Here is an 18,519-nt window from a genome sequence, read left to right as displayed (position 1 = left end):
GCTGGCCGGGTTTGAGGCAGGTGAGGCTGGCGCGGCTGGGTTTGAGGCGGGCAAGGGCTGAGGCGGGCGGCCTGAGCGGGTCAGGTTGGGCGGGGTGTTCCATGGCCCGGCGGTCGGGAGCGGTGAGGAAGGAGCGGGCTTTGCGGGTGGCTTTCGTGCTGGGCACCACGTCCGGCGGCACCGGACGGCATGTCCGGATGCTGGTCGAAGGGCTGGTGCGGCGCGGGCACCAGGTGGCCGTCATCGGGCCGCGCAGCGTCGAGGAGCAGTTCTCCTACGGCCGTGCCGGCGCGCGGTTCGCGGAGGTGGCCGTCTCTGACCGGCCGCACCCCGCGAACGACCTGCGCACCGCGCTCGCCATCGGGCGGCTGACCCGGGACGCCGACGTCGTCCACGCCCACGGGCTGCGGGCCGGGGCACTGGCCGCCCTCGGGAAGCGGGGCAAGTCCCGGCTGGTGGTCACCCTGCACAACGCGCTGACCGCCGCAGGGTTCGTCGGGCTCGTCTACGGCGTCCTGGAGCGCATCGTGGCGAGGCGGGCCGATCACGTGCTCGTCGTCTCACCGGACCTCGGCGCGGGCATGGCCCGGCTCGGGGCCCGCGACGTGCGGGCCGCCGTGGTGCCCGCGCCCGGGCTCCGGCCGGCGGAGCGCACACCGCGGCAGGTCAGGAACGAGCTGGGCGCGGGCGACCGGCCGGTGCTGCTGACGGTCGCCCGGCTGGCCCAGCAGAAGGGGCTCGAGACGCTGCTCGACGTCGCCGCCGGGCCGTGGCCGTCCGGGCAGCCGTTGTTCGTGGTCGCGGGGGACGGGCCGCTGCGCGGGGAGCTGCAGAGCAGGATCCAGGCCGAGAGCCTGCCCGTGGTGCTGCTGGGCAACCGGGACGACGTGCCCGACCTGCTCGGGGCCGCCGTCGCGCTGGTGATGCCGAGCCGGTGGGAGGGGCAGCCGCTGACCCTCCGCGAGGCGCTCATGTCGGGAACGCCGGCAATCGCCTCTGATGTGGGTGGGATTCCAGAAATTTTGGGAGATGCCGGGATCTTGGTCCCGTCCGGCGACGTCGAGGCGCTGCGCCGGGCCGTACAGGCGCTTGTAGTGCCTGGAGCTGCGGAAACGCTGGCCGCGGCGGCTGTGCGGCGGGGGCGGGAGATGCCCGGGGAGGACGACGCCGTCGAGAGCGTGCTGGCCGTTTACGGTGGTCAAGATCCAAAGGATGATTAGGCCGCGCCGAACGGTTCTCATATACTGCCTGGGTTAGGGAGGGGAGTATCCCTTCGCGACAGCCTCGTCATCACGGTGCAGCCCCGCTCCACGGGGCCCCCGGGGCTGCCGGTCCGCGGTTTTCAGCGGGCGGGAGAGACCTCCGGCAATGAGTCGTGCATGCCGGAGGGTCTTGACGTGACTGTACCCGTGTGGGCCTGGATCGCCGTGATCGGCGGTCTCCTTGTCGTCCTCGCCATTGACTTGTGGATAGTCGACCGTGGAGAAGCCCGAGAGTTCTCCATGCGGCAGGCCGGATACTGGGTGACCTTCTATGTCGCCCTCGCCATTGTGTTCGGGGTGCTCCTGTGGGCCACGGTCGGTGGAGACAAGGCCGGTGAGTTCTTCGCCGGCTACATCACCGAATACAGCTTGAGCGTCGACAACCTGTTCATCTTCTTCATCATCATGAGCAGATTCGCCGTGCCACGCGAATACCAGCACAAGGTGCTGCTCGTGGGCATCCTGCTCGCGCTGGTGATGCGCGGTATCTTCATCGCGCTCGGGGCCGCCGCCCTGGAGCGCTTCAGCTGGCTCTTCTACGTGTTCGGCGCCTTCCTCGTCTACACCGCGATCAACCTCATCCGCCAGCACCTCAAGGGCGAGGAAGAGGAGTTCAACGAGAACGTCGTGCTGAGGTGGGTGCGCAGGGCCTTCCCCACCACCGACGGGTACGTCGGCTCCAAGGTCACCGTCAAGATCGACGGCAGGCGCATGGTGACCCCGATGCTCATCGTGATGGTCGCGATCGGAAGCACCGACCTGCTCTTCGCGCTCGACTCGATTCCGGCGATCTTCGGGCTCACCAAGGACCCGTTCATCGTCTTCACGGCCAACGCGTTCGCCCTGATGGGACTGCGTCAGCTCTACTTCCTGCTGGGCGGGCTGCTGCAGCGACTGGTCTACATCAGCTATGGTTTGGCGTTCATCCTGGGGTTCATCGGGGTTAAGCTGATATTGGAGGCGTTGCACGCCAGCCATGTCTCCTGGGCGCCCGAAATTCCCATCTGGGTGTCGCTCTCGGTCATCGGCGCCACCATGGTCATCACCACCGTGGCCAGCCTGATCAAGGCCCGCATCGACGCGCGCAAGGGCGAGGAACCGCACCCGGAGCAGGTCTAGCGAAAAGGGCTTCGAGGCGCTTTGCTTGTGTAGTTGTGCCGTGTAATAGTTGCTAGTTCTGTAACATCACGGCAAAGCGCCCAATCCAGTCACCATCAAAGGTTGTTCGTGTCAGACGATTCTGCCAAGTCGAGCCGCGTCAGGCTCGCACGCGGGGTCTCCCCGTGGCTCCTCCCGACGGTGGCCGCGGCGGCCGCCACCGCGCTGCTGACGCGCCGAGACCGGCGCTGGGCGCTCGCGGCGGTGCCGCTGAGCGCTCTCACCGGCGGCATGCTCTGGTTCTTCCGCGACCCTGACCGCACTCCCGGCGAGGGACGCATCCTGTCGCCGGCGGACGGCGTGGTGCAGAGCATCGACCCCTGGCCGGACGGCCGCACCCGGGTCGCGATCTTCATGAGCCCGCTGAACGTACACGTCAATCGGGCCCCTCTTGCGGGAAATGTCACCTCCGTGCAGCATGTGGCAGGTGGGTTCCTGCCGGCGTTCAACAAGGACAGCGACCAGAACGAACGCGTGGTGTGGCATTTCGAGACCGCGCTGGGCGACATCGAGATGGTGCAGATCGCGGGCGCGGTGGCGCGCAGGATCGTGCCGTACGTGAGCGGTGGCGCGAAGGTGGCGCAGGCCGAGCGGATCGGGCTCATCAGGTTCGGCTCGCGCGTCGACATCTACCTGCCCGAAGGGATCTCTCCCGCGGTGTCCGTGGGTGAGAAGACGGTTGCGGGGGTGACCAGAATTGACCGCGGCTGACGCCGGCAGCTGGCAGGCGGATGAGGAAGAACCTCGGGGTCCCGTCGGCAAGGCGTTCCGCCTGTCGGCCGCGGACTCCCTCTCGCTGGGCAATGCGGTCTGCGGGTTCCTCGCGGTGTGTGTTCTGGCGTACTCCGCGATCCAGCAGCTGAAGGTCGCCGGCGGTCATTTCGCGCCCGCTCCCAGCTATTTCGCCACCGCCATCGTGCTGCTGCTCATCGGCGCGACGTGCGACCTGTTCGACGGCCTCGTCGCGCGGCGCTTCCGCGCCTCCGCGATGGGCGCCGAGCTCGACAACCTGGCCGACGTCATCAGCTTCGGGTTCGCGCCCGCGTTCATGGTCGTGATCTGGGGCGGGTTCACCGACCAGGTGCCGTTCCCGATGGTGGTCGGGGCGGCCGCGGCCGTGCTGGTGGCCGGCGTCGTACGCCTGGCCAGGTTCGCCTGCGTCAAGACCAAGAGCGGCGACTTCATGGGCCTGCCCATCCCCATGGGGGCCATGACGGTGATCTCCATCGTGCTGCTGTTCCAGCCGAGCTTCTGGTCCCTGCTGGCGGTGCTCGCCGTGGCGTGGCTGATGGTCAGCCGGATCGAGTACCCGAAGCCGAAGGGCCAGCTCCTGGCGGGGGTTCTGGGCTGGATCATGGTGAACGTGGCGTTCCTGACCTTCTGGGTGGCCTGGCCCGAGGGCGGCGACATGCCGATCAAGATCGGCGCGAGCATGCAGATCGCGCTCGTGGCGGCGATCCCTCTGCGGGTGCTGGTCTACAAGCGGGAGCAGCGCCGCGAAGCCGAACGTATTAACAACTGACCGGGATTTTTCGTCTTACTTCGGCTTTGATGGAGCCATGTCGGCTACGCCGCGCGAGCACACGCGCACGTACTATCTCGGCAAGCTGGCCACAGAGCTGGAGCAACGCGGGCTGACGGCCACGCTGCGGCCCTACCCGCCCGCGTTGCGGATCAGCGATCCCGACACGGCGCTGCTGGCGGAGACCGTCGACTGCGTGCCGATGTCAGAGGGATGGTTCTATCGGTGGTCGTGGGGCGAGCTCGTCGGCCTGGCCGACGACCCCGCCCTCGCCGCCGACCGCATCCTCCACGTCCTCCGCCGCCAATAAGCCGATCCTTTACGGCAGCGCACGGTGGTCTTCAAGCCCATCCTTTACGGCTGCGCACGGTGGGCCGCGCGCCGGTCTTCAAGCCCATCCTTTACGGCTGCGCACGGTGGGCCGCACGCGCCGACGTCGGTGGCCCTCTGTCATGGCCGGTCGTGAAGGCTCACGGGTTGCTCGCCGTGACGACGCGCATTCTGGGCCGGCTCGGTGGTGAGCCCTGACCACGGCGGCATCGAGAGCGTGATACCTCCGTCGGAAGAGGCGTTCCTCGCTTGCAGGCGGTCATCCCCGCGTGGCAGGCCGCGCAAGTCCGTTCAAACAGTGAACAGCCGTGAAGTGGTGTCTAAATCACCAGCCGCGGGCCTTCCACTCCGGGAGGGACGGGCGTTCGGTGCCGAGGGTGGTGTCCTTGCCGTGGCCCGGGTAGACCCAGGTCTCGTCGGGGAGGCGGTCGAAGATGCGTTCCACCACGTCGTTGTAGAGCTGGGTGAAGCGCTGCGGGTCCTTCTGCGTGTTGCCGACGCCGCCGGGGAACAGCGAGTCGCCCGTGAACAGGTGGTGCCCCGCCTCGCCGCCGTCGTACAGCAGGGCGATCGAGCCCGGCGTGTGGCCGCGCAGGTGGATGACCTCCAGCGGGACGGCGCCGACGGTGATCGTGTCGCCGTGCTCGACCGTGCGGTCCACCGGCACGGGCAGGGCGGGCGCGTCGAGCGGGTGGGCGATCACCTGGGCGCCGGTGACCTTGGTCACCTGCTCCAGCGCCTGCCAGTGGTCGCCGTGCTGGTGGGTCGTGACGATCGAGCGAACCGGCCCGTCGGAGATCAGGGCGAGCAGCCGGTCTGCGTCGGCGGCCGCGTCGATCAGCAGCCCGTCGCCGGTCTCCGTGCAGCGCAGCAGGTACGCGTTGTTGTCGAACGGGCCGACGGCGAGCTTGTAGATCGTGAGCGCGGGCAGCTCGCGCACGTCGGCGGGACCGCCGACCTGGACGTCACCTGTGTAGGTCATGGGTAGTCCTTCGGGGGTGTCGTGGGCAGATCAGCGGGGGCCGGCATCGTCAGCCACGGCGGCGGCTCCGGAAGGCCCGCGCCCTCGGGCGTGAACGACTGCCCCACTGGCACCAGCGTAACGCCCTGACCACTCGACCGGCCGGTCAGCCAGGCCAGCATGTCGGCCGGGGCGCCCTCGACCGCGGGACCGGAGCCGAGGCCGGGCCATCTGGCGGCGATCTCGCCCGACGGATTCTTGAGCACGATCTCGCTCACCGTGCTGCGGGCGTGCGGCCAGCAGGCGCGGCAGTCGTGGAGTTCGCGCAGGACGAACGGTTCGGGCCAGTCCGCGGGGCCGTACCCGGCGGCCAGGTCCACGTGGTGGAGGCCGATCTCGCGCAGGCGGCGTACCAGGAGGTACCAGGCGGGGTGCTCGGGCGGGCGCATGCCCGCCACCCGGGCGGACCAGCGCTCCTGCGGCAGGTCGCGGACGGCGGTGACCAGGCGGGCGGCGCCCTCCTGCAGATCGGCCAGGTGCCGGGCGGCGGGATGGGCCGCGGCGGCCTCTATCGCGGCGGTCCTGGCCTCGTAGGAGGCGTACTGTGGGATTTTGACGCCGGTCTTGGCCCAGGTCAGGAGGTTGAGGTGGGAGTCGGCGTTCTGCGCGACGTGGGCGAGCACGTGTCCCCTGGTCCAGCCGGGCAGGAGGGAGGGCGCGGCGAGATCGGCGTCGGACAGGGACGCGGCCGTGGCCAGCAGCCGGCCGGTGGCTGAGGCCAGTTCGGCCTGCAGCGCGAGTAGGACGGTCATGTCTGGATATTTCATCATTTGGGGGCGTGGGCTGGTGTCCGGCATAAAGCCGCAGGTCAGCTGGTTGAATGTGGAAGGGCTCCTGCCGGGGTCGGAGATGGCCGTAACCTGTGAAGGACGGATTTTCGGGGGCCGGGCAACGGTCCGCCGAAATTGTCGGAGCCTCCGTCTACCATCCCCCGTGGACCTATCCGCCTTTTGACCTCCGGGATCGCCGTGGCAGACCGCCTGATCGTGCGTGGTGCACGAGAACACAACCTCAAGGACGTCTCGCTCGACCTGCCGCGAGACTCACTGATCGTCTTCACCGGCCTGTCCGGCTCCGGGAAGTCGAGCCTGGCCTTCGACACGATCTTCGCTGAGGGGCAGCGGCGCTACGTCGAGTCGTTGTCGGCCTACGCCCGCCAGTTCCTCGGCCAGATGGACAAGCCCGACGTCGACTTCATCGAGGGCCTGTCGCCCGCCGTGTCGATCGACCAGAAGGCCACCAGCAAGAACCCGCGCTCGACCGTCGGCACGATCACCGAGGTCTACGACTATCTGAGGCTGCTGTGGGCGCGCATCGGCAAGCCGCACTGCCCGGTGTGCGCGCGGCCGATCGCCAGGCAGACGCCCGAGCAGATCGTCGATCGCGTGATGGACCTGGAGGAGGGCACCCGCTTCCAGGTGCTCGCGCCGGTCATCAGGGGCCGCAAGGGCGAATACGCCGAGCTGTTCCGCGAGCTGCAGACCAAGGGGTTCGCCAGGGCCAGGGTCGACGGCACGGTCGTGCGGCTGGAGGAGCCGCCGACGCTGAAGAAGTACGAGAAGCACGACATCGAGGTCATCGTCGACCGCCTGTCGGTCAAGGAGTCGGCGCGGCGCCGGCTCAACGACTCGGTCGAGACCGCGCTGCAGCTGTCCGGCGGCACGATCACGCTCGAGTTCGTCGACCTGCCGGAGGACGACCCCAACCGGGAGCGGTTCTACTCCGAGCACCTCTACTGCCCCTACGACGACCTGTCGTTCGAGGAGCTGGAGCCGCGCTCGTTCTCGTTCAACTCCCCGTTCGGCGCCTGCCCCGAGTGCACGGGCCTCGGCACGAAGATGGAGGTGGACCCTGACCTGGTGGTGCCCGACCCCGAGCGCACGCTCGGCGACGGCGCGCTCCACCCCTGGTCCGGCGGCCACACGAGCGAATACTTCGTCAGGCTGATCGAGGCGCTCGGCCACGCGGTCGGGTTCACCCTCGACACGCCGTGGGAGAAGCTGCCGAAGAAGGCGCAGAAGTCGCTGCTGTACGGGCACGACGAGCAGGTCCACGTACGCTACAGCAACCGCTACGGCCGCCAGCGCTCCTACTACACCACCTACGACGGCGTCATCCCGTGGGTGCAGCGCCGGCACGCCGAGGCGGAGAGCGACTCGACCCGCGAGCGGTTCGAGGGCTACATGCGGGAGATCCCGTGCCCGGCCTGCAAGGGCGCCAGGCTCAAGCCGGTCACGCTGGCGGTCACCGTCGCCGACAAGTCGATCGCCGAGGTCGCGGCCATGTCGATCGGCGAGTGCGCGAAGTTCCTGGCCGGGCTCAAGCTGTCCGACCGCGACATGCACATCGCCGAGCGGGTGGTCAAGGAGATCAACGCCCGCATGGGCTTCCTGCTCGACGTCGGCCTCGACTACCTGACCATGGACCGCGCCGCCGCCACCCTGGCGGGCGGCGAGGCCCAGCGCATCAGGCTCGCCACGCAGATCGGCTCCGGCCTGGTCGGCGTCCTGTACGTGCTCGACGAGCCGTCCATCGGGCTCCACCAGCGCGACAACATGCGGCTGCTCGACACCCTCGTCAGGCTGCGCGACATGGGCAACACGCTGATCGTGGTCGAGCACGACGAGGACACGATCGCGGCGGCCGACTGGGTGGTCGACATCGGCCCCGGCGCCGGTGAGCACGGCGGCCAGGTCGTCGTGTCCGGCACCGTTCAGGACCTCCTGAGCAGCGAGGAGTCGCTGACCGGCCAGTACCTGTCCGGGCGCAAGAGCATCGCGATCCCGGCCAAGCGCCGCAAGCGCGACCGGAAGCGGCAGATCACGGTCAAGGGGGCGCGCGAGCACAACCTGAAGGGTGTCGACATCGACTTCCCGCTGGGCGTGTTCACGGCGGTCACGGGTGTGTCGGGGTCCGGCAAGTCGACGCTGGTCAACGACATCCTCTACAACGCGCTGGCCAAGGAGCTCAACGGCGCCCGCACGGTGCCGGGGCGGCATTCGCGGATCAACGGCATGGACCACGTGGACAAGGTCGTCCACGTCGACCAGTCGCCGATCGGGCGCACGCCGCGCTCCAACCCGGCCACGTACACGGGCGTGTTCGACCACGTCCGCAAGCTGTTCGCGGCCACCGCCGAGGCGAAGATGCGCGGTTACCAGCCCGGGCGCTTCAGCTTCAACGTCAAGGGCGGGCGCTGCGAGGCGTGCGCGGGCGACGGCACCATCAAGATCGAGATGAACTTCCTGCCGGACGTCTACGTCCCCTGCGAGGTCTGCCACGGCGCCCGCTACAACAGGGAGACGCTGGAGGTCCACTACAAGGGCAAGACGATCTCCGAGGTGCTCGACATGCCGATCGAGGAGGCCCTGGGCTTCTTCGAGGCGATCCCGGCGATCAAGCGTCACCTGCAGACGCTCAACGACGTGGGTCTGGGCTACGTACGGCTCGGGCAGCCCGCGACCACGCTGTCCGGCGGTGAGGCGCAGCGCGTCAAGCTCGCCTCGGAGCTCCAGCGGCGGCAGACCGGGCGGACGATCTACGTGCTGGACGAGCCGACGACCGGACTGCACTTCGAGGACATCCGGCGACTGCTGGGGGTGCTCGGGCGGCTGGTCGACGGCGGCAACACGGTGATCGTGATCGAGCACAACCTCGATGTGATCAAGACCGCCGACTGGATCATCGACATGGGGCCCGAGGGCGGGTCCCGGGGTGGGACGCTGGTCGCCAGCGGGACGCCTGAGGAGGTGGCGCTGGTGGACGAGAGTCACACGGGCCGCTTCCTGCGGAAGATCCTCTCCTTCTGAGCGCCGCACGGGGAGTTTCCTCGTGCGGGCGGCAGTTCTGGCGGTGTGGCCGATCGAGCGGCAGTTTCTGGCGGTGTGGCCGATCGGGGGGCCGGTGGCGGGCCCCCGACGCGGCACGCGCGCGGAACGCTGGTGCGGGTGCAGCGGTCCGGGAGGGCGGCCGGATGGAACGGGTCCGGGGCGTGCCGGGACGTTGCCGGGCGGATGCGGGTGTCCGGGCGCGTCGTGGCAACACGCATGGCACCTGCTGAGTGCTGGTGCCTGGCGATATGCGTGGTTACGCGTGAAGTGGGTGCCTAAGTGGGCGGGTGTGCACGGGCGGGCGGCCTGCGGACGGAGGTGGGTGCCATGCCGGTGCTGGCTTGCGTGCGGGGCGTAGTAACTGGGGAAGTTGGAGTACTGCGCAGGGCGGTAGCGGGGTGAACTGTATGTTCAGGCTGCTTGGCGGCCGGCGGCGCGGGCGCGGCGCTTGGCGGCGTCGCCGCGTTCCAGCCACCACTCGGCGAACAGCAGCGGCAGCACCCAGCCCAGCCACGCGCTCAGCGCGCTCACCGTGCTCGCCATCAGCGCCTCGTCGCCGTGGAAGGTCGTCTCCAGCTCGGGCGACAGGGCGATGACGAACACGACGCCCCAGAGGCGGTTCGTGATGATGGACAGGGTCAGGGCGAAGCTGCGGACCATCCACCGGCGGTGGTCGACGAACCTGCGCTGCCTGGCCATCCGCCAGCCCGCCAGCGTGCAGGCCACCCAGAGGGATGCGAGTACGACGCCGCTGGCCGCCGTCACCGGGCCGAAGTACGGCGTGGTCACCGACACGATCAGGCCCAGCACGCCGCTGGGCAGGCAGCCGCCGAAGACGTACACGCGGCCGATCCGGCGGTGAGCCTGGGGATAGCGCTGGCGGAACCATGGCCAGATCTGCAGGCAGCACGTGATCATCGCGATCGAGCCGAAGATCACGTGCAGGGACAGCACCGCGAAGTGCGGCGGGAAGAAGTCAGGGGCGGGCACGCGGGACATGGTCGGATTCATGGAGAGGTACGGCGGCAGCGAGAAGGCGACGAACGCGATCGCCACCACCGCCAGAGGGGCCACCCAGGGACGCCGCCACCAGCGGGGTCTGACGGGGGGTGTGGTCGGGCGTTCTGTCGTGAGCGTCATACGGGCAGGGTGGGCTTCGGCGCTGACCATCGGCCTACCGCCCGCTGACCGCAGATCACTCCGGGCGGTAGTCGAGTTCTCGTCTCGGTAAACGACCGCCGGAATGCGGGCGGTTGTGGGGCTGTTGGGCAGTTTCGCTGGTGGGCGTGGTTGGGGCTGTTGGGTCGCCTCGCTGGTGCGGCGGCGGGGGGCCATCGGGGCGCGAGGCTGGGGGACGGTTGTGGGTCGCCTTGCTGGTTGAGCGGCTGGGGACTGCCGGGTGTCTTCTCGTTGGCGGGGTGGCTGGGAAGCAGCTGGGCTGCTCGTCGGTGTCGATGATTGCGGGTGGGTGAGGGTGCTCACAGTCGCGCCGCGCGGTGGCGGTCGTGGCGGGGCGTTAGTGCCCTGCGGGGGCCGCCGTTGCGGGGCGTTAGTGGCCCGGCCCGACTGGGGTGGCACGTTGCGGGGTGTCAGTGGCCTGGTTGCGGGGTGTAGCGCCCGGCTGCGGTGGTTGTTGAGGGGCGCGACCCGGCGGGGGGACCGAGGGGTGGCGGCAATAAGGTTGGGTGACGGTAGCGGCCTGACCTGCAGGGGGTCAGCGGGGACGCGGAGGGTCGGCAGTTCATGACGGTTACGGAGCGGGGCGCAGCCATGCCTGAAACAGGGGCTGAAACGGGGTTCGGGCGGCGCGAGATGCTGGGGGCGGCCGGGGTCGCGGCGTGCGCGCTGGCGCTGGCGGGGTGTGGTGGGGGAGGCGCCAAGGCTCAGCCGAGTCTCAAGGGCAAGGTCATCGCCAAGACCGCCGACGTGCCCGTGGGCGGGGGCAAGGTGATCGAGGACCTGCAGGTCGTGGTGACCCAGCCCACTCAGGGCGTCTTCATGGCGTTCAGCTCGATCTGCACGCACAAGGGCTGCGCGGTCAGCACTCCCAAGGAGAACGTCATCAGGTGTGCCTGCCACGGCAGTGAGTTCGCCGCCGACAGTGGAAAGGCCACCAAGGGGCCTGCGTCCGCCCCGCTGACGTCCTACAAGGTCAGGGTCGAGGGTGACGGCATCGTGGTCGCCTGAGGCGGCCGCCTGACGTGGTGGCGCGAGGCGGTGGGGTGAACGCGTACTTATGCGTAGAGAACCGGATTGGGGTCGGGCACGCTGAACCGGCGCGAGGGCGCTGGCCGTACCTGAAGTGAAAGCCAATCTGGGAGGAACACACCATGACGGAAACGACTCGCCGGGCGATGATGCTCGGCGCCGGCGGCGCCGGGCTCGCGGCGGTTCTGACGGCGTGTGCGAGCTACGGCTCGCCGACGACGGAGGCGAGCGCGGAACCACCGGCGGAGGAGCCCACCGAGGAGTCGTCGTCGCCGAAGAAGAAGGCCGAGGCGAAGAGCGGCGGCAAGGCGCTGGCCGACACGGCCGACATCCCCGAGGGCGGTGGGAAGGTCTTCGAGAACGAGAAGATCGTGGTCACGCAGCCGAGCGCCGGGGAGTTCAAGGCGTTCACGGCGGTCTGCACTCACGCGGGCTGCACGGTCGCCACCGTCTCGAACAAGACGATCAATTGCCCATGTCACGGCAGCAAGTTCAGCATCAGCGACGGCTCCGTCAAGGACGGGCCCGCGAGCGACCCGCTTGAGGAAAAGAAGATCACCGTGGACGGTGACAAGATCAAGCTCGCGTAGATCGCGTCTCATGAATTTCTCACCTAGGTGCGGTTGGGTGAGCGCATGGGAGATGACCTTCAGAGCCGCCGCGCAGTGTTCGCGAGCGTCGGTGCGGGCGGCCTCGCGCTGGCGCTCACCGCCTGCGGCGGCGGCACCGATACCGCACAGTCCGCCGGCACCGCCTCCGAGTCGAGCGCCCCGCAGTCGGGCGCGCCGCAAGCCGGTGGGGCGCTGGCCAAGACCGCCGACATCCCCGTCGGCGGTGGGACGATCTTCAAGGACCAGAAGATCGTGGTGACGCAGCCCACTTCGGGCGAGTTCAAGGCGTTCAGCGCCGTGTGCACGCACAACGGGTGCACGGTCGGCAGCGTCTCGGACGGGGTGATCGTCTGCCCGTGTCACAACAGCAAGTTCGCCATCGCGGACGGGTCGGTCAAGGACGGACCGGCCGACAAGCCGCTGCCCGCGCAGCAGATCAAGGTCGAGGGCGACCAGATCACGCTCGCGTAATCGGGCCCCTTTTCAGGGAGGGCCCGCCGCGCCTGGTGGGAAGGCGCGGCGGGCAACCTTGTCGGTGGGGGCTACTAGTCTTTGAACGTGGCGAGATCAGCGGGCAGCCCCTTGAGTTTCCGGCCCAAGCCGGGTTCGATCCCCGATTCCCCGGGGGTCTACCGGTTCAGGGACGCGCACGGCCGGGTGATCTACGTCGGCAAGGCCAAGAGCCTTCGCCAGCGGCTCAACTCGTACTTCGCCGACTTCTCCGCGCTGCACCCGCGGACCCAGACGATGCTGACCACGGCCGCCGACGTCGACTGGACCGTCGTCGGCACCGAGGTCGAGGCGCTGCAGCTCGAATACTCCTGGATCAAGGAGTTCGACCCGCGCTTCAACGTGAAATACCGCGACGACAAGTCCTACCCCTACCTCGCGGTCACCATGGGCGAGGACTTCCCGCGCGTGCAGGTCATGCGCGGGGCCAAGCGCAAGGGCACGCGTTACTTCGGCCCCTATTCGCACGCGTGGGCCATCCGCGAGACCGTCGACCTGCTGCTGCGGGTCTTCCCGGTGCGCACGTGCAGCGCGGGGGTGTTCAAGCGGGCCGGCCAGATCGGCCGCCCGTGCCTGCTCGGCTACATCGACAAGTGCTCGGCGCCGTGCGTCGGCCGGGTCAGCCCGGAGGAGCACCGCGAGCTGGCCGAGGACTTCTGCGACTTCATGGCGGGCAACACCAGCCGCTTCATCAAGCGCCTCGAGAAGGAGATGCGCGAGGCCGCCGGCGAGCAGGAGTACGAGCGCGCCGCGCGGCTGCGCGACGACATCCAGGCGTTGCAGCGGGCGCTGGAGAAGCAGGCCGTGGTGCTCGGCGAGGGCACCGACGCCGACGTGATCGCGCTGGCCGAGGACCCGCTCGAAGCCGCCGTACAGGTCTTCTACGTGCGCGGCGGCCGCATCCGCGGCCAGCGCGGCTGGGTGGTCGACAAGGTCGAGGAGACCTCCCCCGGCGAGCTGGTCGAGCAGTTCCTGCTCCAGATGTATGCCGAGGCGAGCCCCGACTCGATGCCGCGCGAGGTGCTCGTGCCCGCGCTGCCGCCCGACAACGACGCGGTCGCCGAGCTGCTGACCGAGCAGCGCCGGGCCCGGGTCGAGGTGCGCGTGCCGCAGCGCGGCGACAAGAAGTCGCTGATGGAGACCGTCGAACGCAACGCCAAGGAGTCGCTGGCGCAGCACAAGATCCGCCGCGCCAGCGACCTGACCACCCGCAGCAAGGCGCTGCAGGAGGTCGCCGACGCGCTCGACCTCGACCAGGCGCCGCTGCGCATCGAGTGCTACGACGTCTCCCACCTGCAGGGCGAGAACGTCGTGGCGTCGATGGTCGTCTTCGAGGACGGGCTGGCGCGCAAGAGCGAATACCGGCGCTTCGCCGTCAAGACCAAGGAGGGCGACGTGGCCTCGATCTACGAGGTGATCATGCGCCGCTTCCGCCGCTACCTGGAGGAACGCTCGGCCACCGGCGAGCTGGCCGCCGACGACGACGCCGGCCACGGCCCCATCGACCCGGAGACCGGCAAACCACGTAAGTTCGCCTACCCGCCCAACCTGGTCGTCGTCGACGGCGCCGGCCCCCAGGCGGCCGCCGCGCAGCGGGCGCTCGACGAGCTAGGCATCGACGACGTGTCCGTGTGCGGGCTGGCCAAGCGGCTGGAGGAGGTGTGGTTGCCCGGCGATGACCAGCCGGTGATCATGCCTCGTTCAAGCGAGGGTCTCTACCTGCTGCAACGCGTGCGGGACGAGGCACACAGGTTCGCCATCACCTACCATCGTTCCAAGAGGTCCAAGACGGTGAAGGAGAGCGCGCTCGACGGCGTGCCCGGCCTCGGGCCGGCGCGCAGGCAGGCGCTGCTCAAACACTTCGGCTCCGTGAAGAAGCTACGCGAGGCCACTGCCGCGGAAATGTGCGAGGTTCCCGGCATCGGCCCGTCCATCGCCGAGGTCATCGTGTCGACACTGAAGGGAGAGTCACCATGATCTCGCCAGGATGCCACGGCCTGTCCGGGTGCCTCCGCCATGGTGGCACGCCCGGGCAGGGCGTGCGGGACGGAGAGAGGCCATGAGCACCGAGCCGGCGTTCGTCATCGTCACCGGCATGTCCGGGGCGGGGCGCAGCACAGCCGCCAAAGCGCTCGAGGACCTGGGCTGGTTCGTCATCGACAACCTGCCGCCCGGGCTGCTGTTCGCGATGGCGGAGGAGGCGGGCAAGGTCAAGCTGGCGGCCGACAAGGTGGCGGCCGTCGTCGACGTGCGCAGCCTGGCCTTCACCACCGACCTCAACGCGGCCATCGAGGAGCTCGAGGGGCGCGGCGTGCGGGTGCGGGTGGTGTTCCTGGAGGCCAGCGACGAGGAGCTGGTGCGCAGGTTCGAGAACGTCCGCAGGCCGCACCCCCTCCAGGGTGAGGGGCGCCTGGTCGACGGGATCACCCGGGAGCGGGGGATCCTGCGCGAGGTGCGGGCCAACGCCGACCTGGTGATCGACACCTCGTCGCACAACGTGCACGACCTGCGCAACAAGATCGTCGCCTACTTCGGCGGCGAGGACCGGCCGGGGCTGCGGCTCAACATCGTGTCCTTCGGGTTCAAGTACGGGCTGCCGGTGGACGCCGACCTGGTGGTCGACTGCCGGTTCCTGCCCAACCCGCACTGGGTGCCGGACCTGCGGCCGATGAACGGGCTCGACGCGCCCGTGCGCGACTACGTCCTCGGGCAGCCGGGGGCCAAGGAGTTCCTCGACGCGTACGAGGAGGTCCTGCAGGTGGTCGCGGCCGGATACGCGCGCGAGGGCAAGAGCTACGCGACGCTCGCGGTGGGCTGCACGGGCGGCAAGCACCGCAGCGTGGCCATGGCCGAACAGGTCGCCGCCCGCCTGCGCGACCGCGGGATGGAGGTCCAGGTGAGCCATCGGGATGTGGGGCGGGAGTGATCGATGAAGACTTCGCGGCAGCAGGTTCGCCGCGGTCCGCGGAGGGTGAGCTTCGCGGCGCGGTGACCCGCTCGGACGGGCCCGGCCCGGCTGCGGTGGGCCCAGGCTCTGAGGGGAGCTCGGACTCGGACGGGCCCGGCCCGGCTGCGGTGGGTCCAGGTTCTGAGGGGAGCTCGGACTCGGATGGCCCCGGTGTGAGTCCCGGTTCTGACGGGCCGGGTTCGGGTTCTGCGGACTCGGACGGACCTGATGTGAGTCTGGGTTCTCAGGGGGCTGGTGTGGGCGGTGACGAGAGCCCGGAGGACGGCGTGTGTCCGGTGCGGCTCGCGCGGCCGGCCGCGGGCAACCCCGTGCCAGAGCGCGGGACGTACGCGAGATCCTTCTCGGGGTTCGGGCCGCACGTCGTGGCGCTGGGCGGCGGGCACGGCCTTTACGCGTCCCTGTCCGCATTACGGATGGTGACCGACCGGTTGACCGCCGTGGTGACCGTCGCCGACGACGGCGGGTCCAGCGGGCGGCTGCGGCGCGAGCTCGGCGTGCTGCCCCCGGGCGACCTGCGGATGGCGCTGGCCGCGCTGTGCGGCGACGACGAGTGGGGCAGCACCTGGAGCGAGGTGGTGCAGCACCGCTTCCGCAGCGAGGGCGAGCTGCACGGCCACGCCGTCGGCAACCTGCTCATCGTGGCCCTGTGGGAGCTGCTCGGCGACCCCGTGGCCGGGCTCGACTGGGTCGGACGCCTGCTGGGCGCGCACGGCCGGGTGCTGCCGATGGCGTCGGTGCCGCTCGACATCGTGGCCGAGGTGGAGCTCGACGGCGTCAGATCGACCGTGCGCGGGCAGGTGGCGTGCGCGCTGACGCCTGGACGGGTGCAGGCGATCTCCCTCGTGCCCGAGGATCCGCCCGCGCGGCCCGAGGCGGTCGAGGCGGTGCTGGAGGCCGACTGGGTGGTGTTCGGGCCGGGATCGTGGTTCACCAGCGTGCTGCCGCATCTCAAGGTTCCCGAGCTCGCCAGGGCCCTGCACGCGACCAAGGCCAAGCGGCTCGTCACGCTCAACCTGGCGCCCCAGCCGGGTGAGACGGACGATTTCTCCCCCCAGCAACACCTGGAGGTGCTCAGGCAGCACGCTCCCGACCTGTCGATCGACGTCGTGCTCGCCGACACCGGGGTGGTGGACGACCCCGGCGCTCTGGACAAGGCCGCGGCGGCGCTCGGCGCGCGGCTCGTGATGGCCGACGTGGCTGCCGCGGACGGCTCCCCGAGGCATGACCCACGACGTCTTGCCTCCGTCCTGGACGAGATTTTCCTCCAGAAGCGTTGATCCTGGTCGGCGTGCCGCGAAGGTGCGAGAGACTGCTGAGAGCCGGTCTGAATGGGGGAGAGGACTAACGCATGGCCATGACAGGTGTGGTGAAAGACGAACTGAGCCGCCTGCCGGTGCTGAAGCCGTGCTGCCGCAAGGCGGAGGTTTCCACGCTGCTGCGGTTCGCCAGCGGTCTGCACCTGGTGGGCGGGCGGATCGTGATCGAGGCCGAGCTCGACACGAACGCCACCGCACGGCGACTGATCAAAGACATCGGCGAGGTGTTCGGGCACAAGGCCGAGGTGCTGGTGCTCGCGCCCGCCGGCCTGCGCAAGGGCTCGCGCTACGTCGTGCGGGTCTACCGCGACGGCGAGGCGCTCGCCCGCCAGACGGGTCTCATCGACAACCACGGCCGCCCGGTGCGCGGGCTGCCCCGCCAGGTGGTGGCGGGGGCCGCCTGCGACGCGGAGGCCGCCTGGCGCGGCGCGTTCCTCGCGCACGGCTCCCTCACCGAGCCGGGGCGCTCGATGTCGCTCGAGGTCACCTGCCCGGGGCCGGAGGCGGCGCTCGCCCTGGTGGGCTCGGCGCGGCGGCTCAAGATCCACGCCAAGGCGCGTGAGGTGCGCGGCGTCGACCGCGTCGTGGTGCGTGACGGCGACGCCATCAGCGCGCTGCTCACCCGCCTGGGGGCGCACGACAGCGTGCTGGCCTGGGAGGAGCGGCGGATGCGCCGCGAGGTCCGGGCCACCGCCAACCGGCTGGCCAACTTCGACGACGCCAACCTGCGGCGGTCGGCGCGGGCGGCGGTGGCGGCGGGGGCGCGGGTGCAGCGCGCGCTGGAGATCCTCGGGGACGAGGCGCCGGATCACCTGGTGGTGGCGGGGCGGCTGCGGGTGGAGCACAAGCAGGCGTCTCTGGAGGAGCTGGGGCAGATCGCCGACCCGCCGCTGACCAAGGACGCGATCGCGGGGCGCATCCGGCGGTTGCTGGCGATGGCCGACAAGCGCGCCTCCGACCTGGGCATCCCCAACACCGAGGCCAACCTCACCGTCGACATGCTCGCCCCGTGACGGAGTCTCCCTAGATCTGCGGATGCCATGGCTGTGGCTGGTGGGGTCGGTCTGCCATCTGCTGCGGGGCGCTCCAAGCCCACATTTGCGGCTGCGCACGGTGGGCGCTGGCCTTCAGGCGTGCTTTGCGGTTGCGCACGGTGGGCGCTCGTCTTCAGGCGTGCTTTGCGGTTGCGCACGGTGGGCGCTCGTCTTCAGGCCCATCCTTTACGGCTGCGCACGGTGGGCCGCACGCGCCGACGTGGGTGGCCGGCTGTCATGGCCGGTCGTGAAGGCTCACGGGTTGCTCGCCGTGACGACGCGCATTCTGGGCCGGCTCCGTGGTCGGCTTGGCAGGGGTGTCCATGGCCTGTGCGTTGCGTTGCGTTGCGGGGATGGCTGCAGTGCCGCCTGTACGGCCAGTGGCTGGAGTGCCTGGTGGGCTGGGTGCCGGTGGCTCTGCGCTGCGGTGGTTCTGCGCGGCGGTGGCCCTGCGCGGCGGTGGCCCTGCGCGGCGTGGATGGGCCCAGGGGCGGCGTACTGGCCCGTTGGGTGCGGGTGACTGGATGGTGGATGGTCCAGGCGCTTGGGCGGTCCAGCGGCTGGTTGGAGCGCCTGGCTGGCTCGTTGGCGCCGAACCGGGGGCGGACTGAGGCTGGGCGCTGACTGGGGCTGGGCGCTGCCGGCGGGCACTGGGTGGTTGGCGCCCGGTGGTTGGGCGGACGGGCGGTTGGGAGCGCCTGTCGGCGGGTGCCCGGTTGCCGGGTTGCTGTGGTGCGCGTGCGGCGGGT

16 protein-coding genes are annotated in these 18,519 nt (G+C 69.9%); 13 read left to right on the top strand and 3 right to left on the bottom strand.

The genetic code is table 11. From position 1 onward, the window contains the following. Positions 1–140 precede the first annotated feature (140 nt). From H4W80_RS15520 to H4W80_RS15500, 5 genes are all read left to right on the top strand, one after another. Complete coding sequence (locus H4W80_RS15520; protein ID WP_225964885.1) at positions 141–1,220, top strand: glycosyltransferase family 4 protein; 1,080 nt, start codon at positions 141–143, stop codon at positions 1,218–1,220. 177 nt (positions 1,221–1,397) lie between these two features. After that, positions 1,398–2,381 carry a TerC family protein gene (locus tag H4W80_RS15515; protein WP_192785743.1) on the top strand — a complete coding sequence of 328 codons (984 nt, stop codon included), beginning with the start codon at positions 1,398–1,400 and terminating at the stop codon, positions 2,379–2,381. 108 nt (positions 2,382–2,489) lie between these two features. After that, the gene (locus H4W80_RS15510; protein WP_192785742.1) at positions 2,490–3,131 is read left to right on the top strand and encodes a phosphatidylserine decarboxylase; all 642 of its coding nucleotides are present in this window, start codon (positions 2,490–2,492) and stop codon (positions 3,129–3,131) included. Continuing rightward, positions 3,118–3,942 (top strand): CDP-diacylglycerol--serine O-phosphatidyltransferase, encoded by an 825-nt coding sequence (gene pssA, locus H4W80_RS15505; protein WP_192785741.1) that lies wholly within the window; start codon positions 3,118–3,120, stop codon positions 3,940–3,942. The genes H4W80_RS15510 and pssA overlap by 14 nt, the downstream gene beginning before the upstream one ends. A 37-nt stretch (positions 3,943–3,979) precedes the next feature. Then, positions 3,980–4,252, top strand: a complete 273-nt coding sequence (locus tag H4W80_RS15500; RefSeq protein WP_192785740.1) for a hypothetical protein — start codon at positions 3,980–3,982, stop codon at positions 4,250–4,252. Positions 4,253–4,597: 345 nt separating this feature from the next. Here the strand turns inward: H4W80_RS15500 and H4W80_RS15495 are convergent, their stop codons facing one another. Continuing rightward, positions 4,598–5,254, bottom strand: coding sequence for an MBL fold metallo-hydrolase (locus H4W80_RS15495; RefSeq protein WP_192785739.1), 657 nt, complete (start codon positions 5,252–5,254; stop codon positions 4,598–4,600). Then, positions 5,251–6,045 carry a maleylpyruvate isomerase family mycothiol-dependent enzyme gene (locus H4W80_RS15490; protein WP_192785738.1) on the bottom strand — a complete coding sequence of 265 codons (795 nt, stop codon included), beginning with the start codon at positions 6,043–6,045 and terminating at the stop codon, positions 5,251–5,253. Before H4W80_RS15490 ends, H4W80_RS15495 begins: the two co-directional genes overlap by 4 nt. A 216-nt stretch (positions 6,046–6,261) precedes the next feature. Between H4W80_RS15490 and uvrA the strand changes: the two genes are divergently transcribed. Beyond that, a complete protein-coding gene (gene uvrA, locus H4W80_RS15485) occupies positions 6,262–9,102 on the top strand; it encodes an excinuclease ABC subunit UvrA (protein WP_192785737.1) in 2,841 nt (946 codons plus the stop codon). A gap of 432 nt (positions 9,103–9,534) precedes the next feature. On the opposite strand, the gene H4W80_RS15480 is transcribed toward uvrA, so the two are convergent. After that, positions 9,535–10,263: a DUF2306 domain-containing protein gene (locus tag H4W80_RS15480; protein ID WP_192785736.1), complete on the bottom strand. Its 729-nt coding sequence runs from the start codon at positions 10,261–10,263 to the stop codon at positions 9,535–9,537. A 630-nt stretch (positions 10,264–10,893) separates the two neighbouring features. Between H4W80_RS15480 and H4W80_RS15475 the strand changes: the two genes are divergently transcribed. The 7 genes from H4W80_RS15475 (at position 10,894) to whiA (ending at position 17,749) form a co-directional block, all read left to right on the top strand. Continuing rightward, a complete protein-coding gene (locus H4W80_RS15475) occupies positions 10,894–11,310 on the top strand; it encodes a Rieske (2Fe-2S) protein (protein ID WP_225963463.1) in 417 nt (138 codons plus the stop codon). A gap of 143 nt (positions 11,311–11,453) precedes the next feature. Next, the gene (locus tag H4W80_RS15470; protein ID WP_225963462.1) at positions 11,454–11,921 is read left to right on the top strand and encodes a Rieske (2Fe-2S) protein; all 468 of its coding nucleotides are present in this window, start codon (positions 11,454–11,456) and stop codon (positions 11,919–11,921) included. A gap of 45 nt (positions 11,922–11,966) precedes the next feature. Beyond that, complete coding sequence (locus tag H4W80_RS15465) at positions 11,967–12,413, top strand: Rieske (2Fe-2S) protein (RefSeq protein ID WP_192785735.1); 447 nt, start codon at positions 11,967–11,969, stop codon at positions 12,411–12,413. Positions 12,414–12,500: 87 nt separating this feature from the next. Beyond that, positions 12,501–14,429 (top strand): excinuclease ABC subunit UvrC, encoded by a 1,929-nt coding sequence (uvrC, locus tag H4W80_RS15460; protein WP_378526324.1) that lies wholly within the window; start codon positions 12,501–12,503, stop codon positions 14,427–14,429. 82 nt (positions 14,430–14,511) lie between these two features. Continuing rightward, a complete protein-coding gene (rapZ, locus tag H4W80_RS15455; protein WP_185077005.1) occupies positions 14,512–15,378 on the top strand; it encodes an RNase adapter RapZ in 867 nt (288 codons plus the stop codon). A 350-nt stretch (positions 15,379–15,728) separates the two neighbouring features. Continuing rightward, positions 15,729–16,697, top strand: coding sequence for a gluconeogenesis factor YvcK family protein (locus H4W80_RS15450; protein ID WP_192793517.1), 969 nt, complete (start codon positions 15,729–15,731; stop codon positions 16,695–16,697). 71 nt (positions 16,698–16,768) lie between these two features. Next, positions 16,769–17,749, top strand: a complete 981-nt coding sequence (gene whiA / locus H4W80_RS15445) for a DNA-binding protein WhiA (protein ID WP_138670245.1) — start codon at positions 16,769–16,771, stop codon at positions 17,747–17,749. Positions 17,750–18,519: the final 770 nt, after the last annotated feature.

The sequence above is a fragment of the Nonomuraea angiospora genome, from assembly GCF_014873145.1.
Lineage (GTDB): Bacteria > Actinomycetota > Actinomycetes > Streptosporangiales > Streptosporangiaceae > Nonomuraea > Nonomuraea angiospora.
The sequence above is the reverse complement of the archived record's forward strand: the minus strand, read 5'-3'. Positions and strand labels throughout refer to the sequence as shown.

Excerpts from the sequence above, each read along its gene's own strand:
- H4W80_RS15500 (WP_192785740.1), top strand. The coding sequence starts at position 3,980 with ATGTCGGCTACGCCGCGCGAGCACACGCGCACGTACTATCTCGGCAAG.
- H4W80_RS15495 (WP_192785739.1), bottom strand. The coding sequence starts at position 5,254 with ATGACCTACACAGGTGACGTCCAGGTCGGCGGTCCCGCCGACGTGCGC.
- H4W80_RS15490 (WP_192785738.1), bottom strand. The coding sequence starts at position 6,045 with ATGACCGTCCTACTCGCGCTGCAGGCCGAACTGGCCTCAGCCACCGGC.
- H4W80_RS15480 (WP_192785736.1), bottom strand. The coding sequence starts at position 10,263 with ATGACGCTCACGACAGAACGCCCGACCACACCCCCCGTCAGACCCCGC.
- H4W80_RS15475 (WP_225963463.1), top strand. The coding sequence starts at position 10,894 with ATGCCTGAAACAGGGGCTGAAACGGGGTTCGGGCGGCGCGAGATGCTG.
- H4W80_RS15470 (WP_225963462.1), top strand. The coding sequence starts at position 11,454 with ATGACGGAAACGACTCGCCGGGCGATGATGCTCGGCGCCGGCGGCGCC.
- H4W80_RS15465 (WP_192785735.1), top strand. The coding sequence starts at position 11,967 with ATGGGAGATGACCTTCAGAGCCGCCGCGCAGTGTTCGCGAGCGTCGGT.
- rapZ (WP_185077005.1), top strand. The coding sequence starts at position 14,512 with ATGAGCACCGAGCCGGCGTTCGTCATCGTCACCGGCATGTCCGGGGCG.
- whiA (WP_138670245.1), top strand. The coding sequence starts at position 16,769 with ATGGCCATGACAGGTGTGGTGAAAGACGAACTGAGCCGCCTGCCGGTG.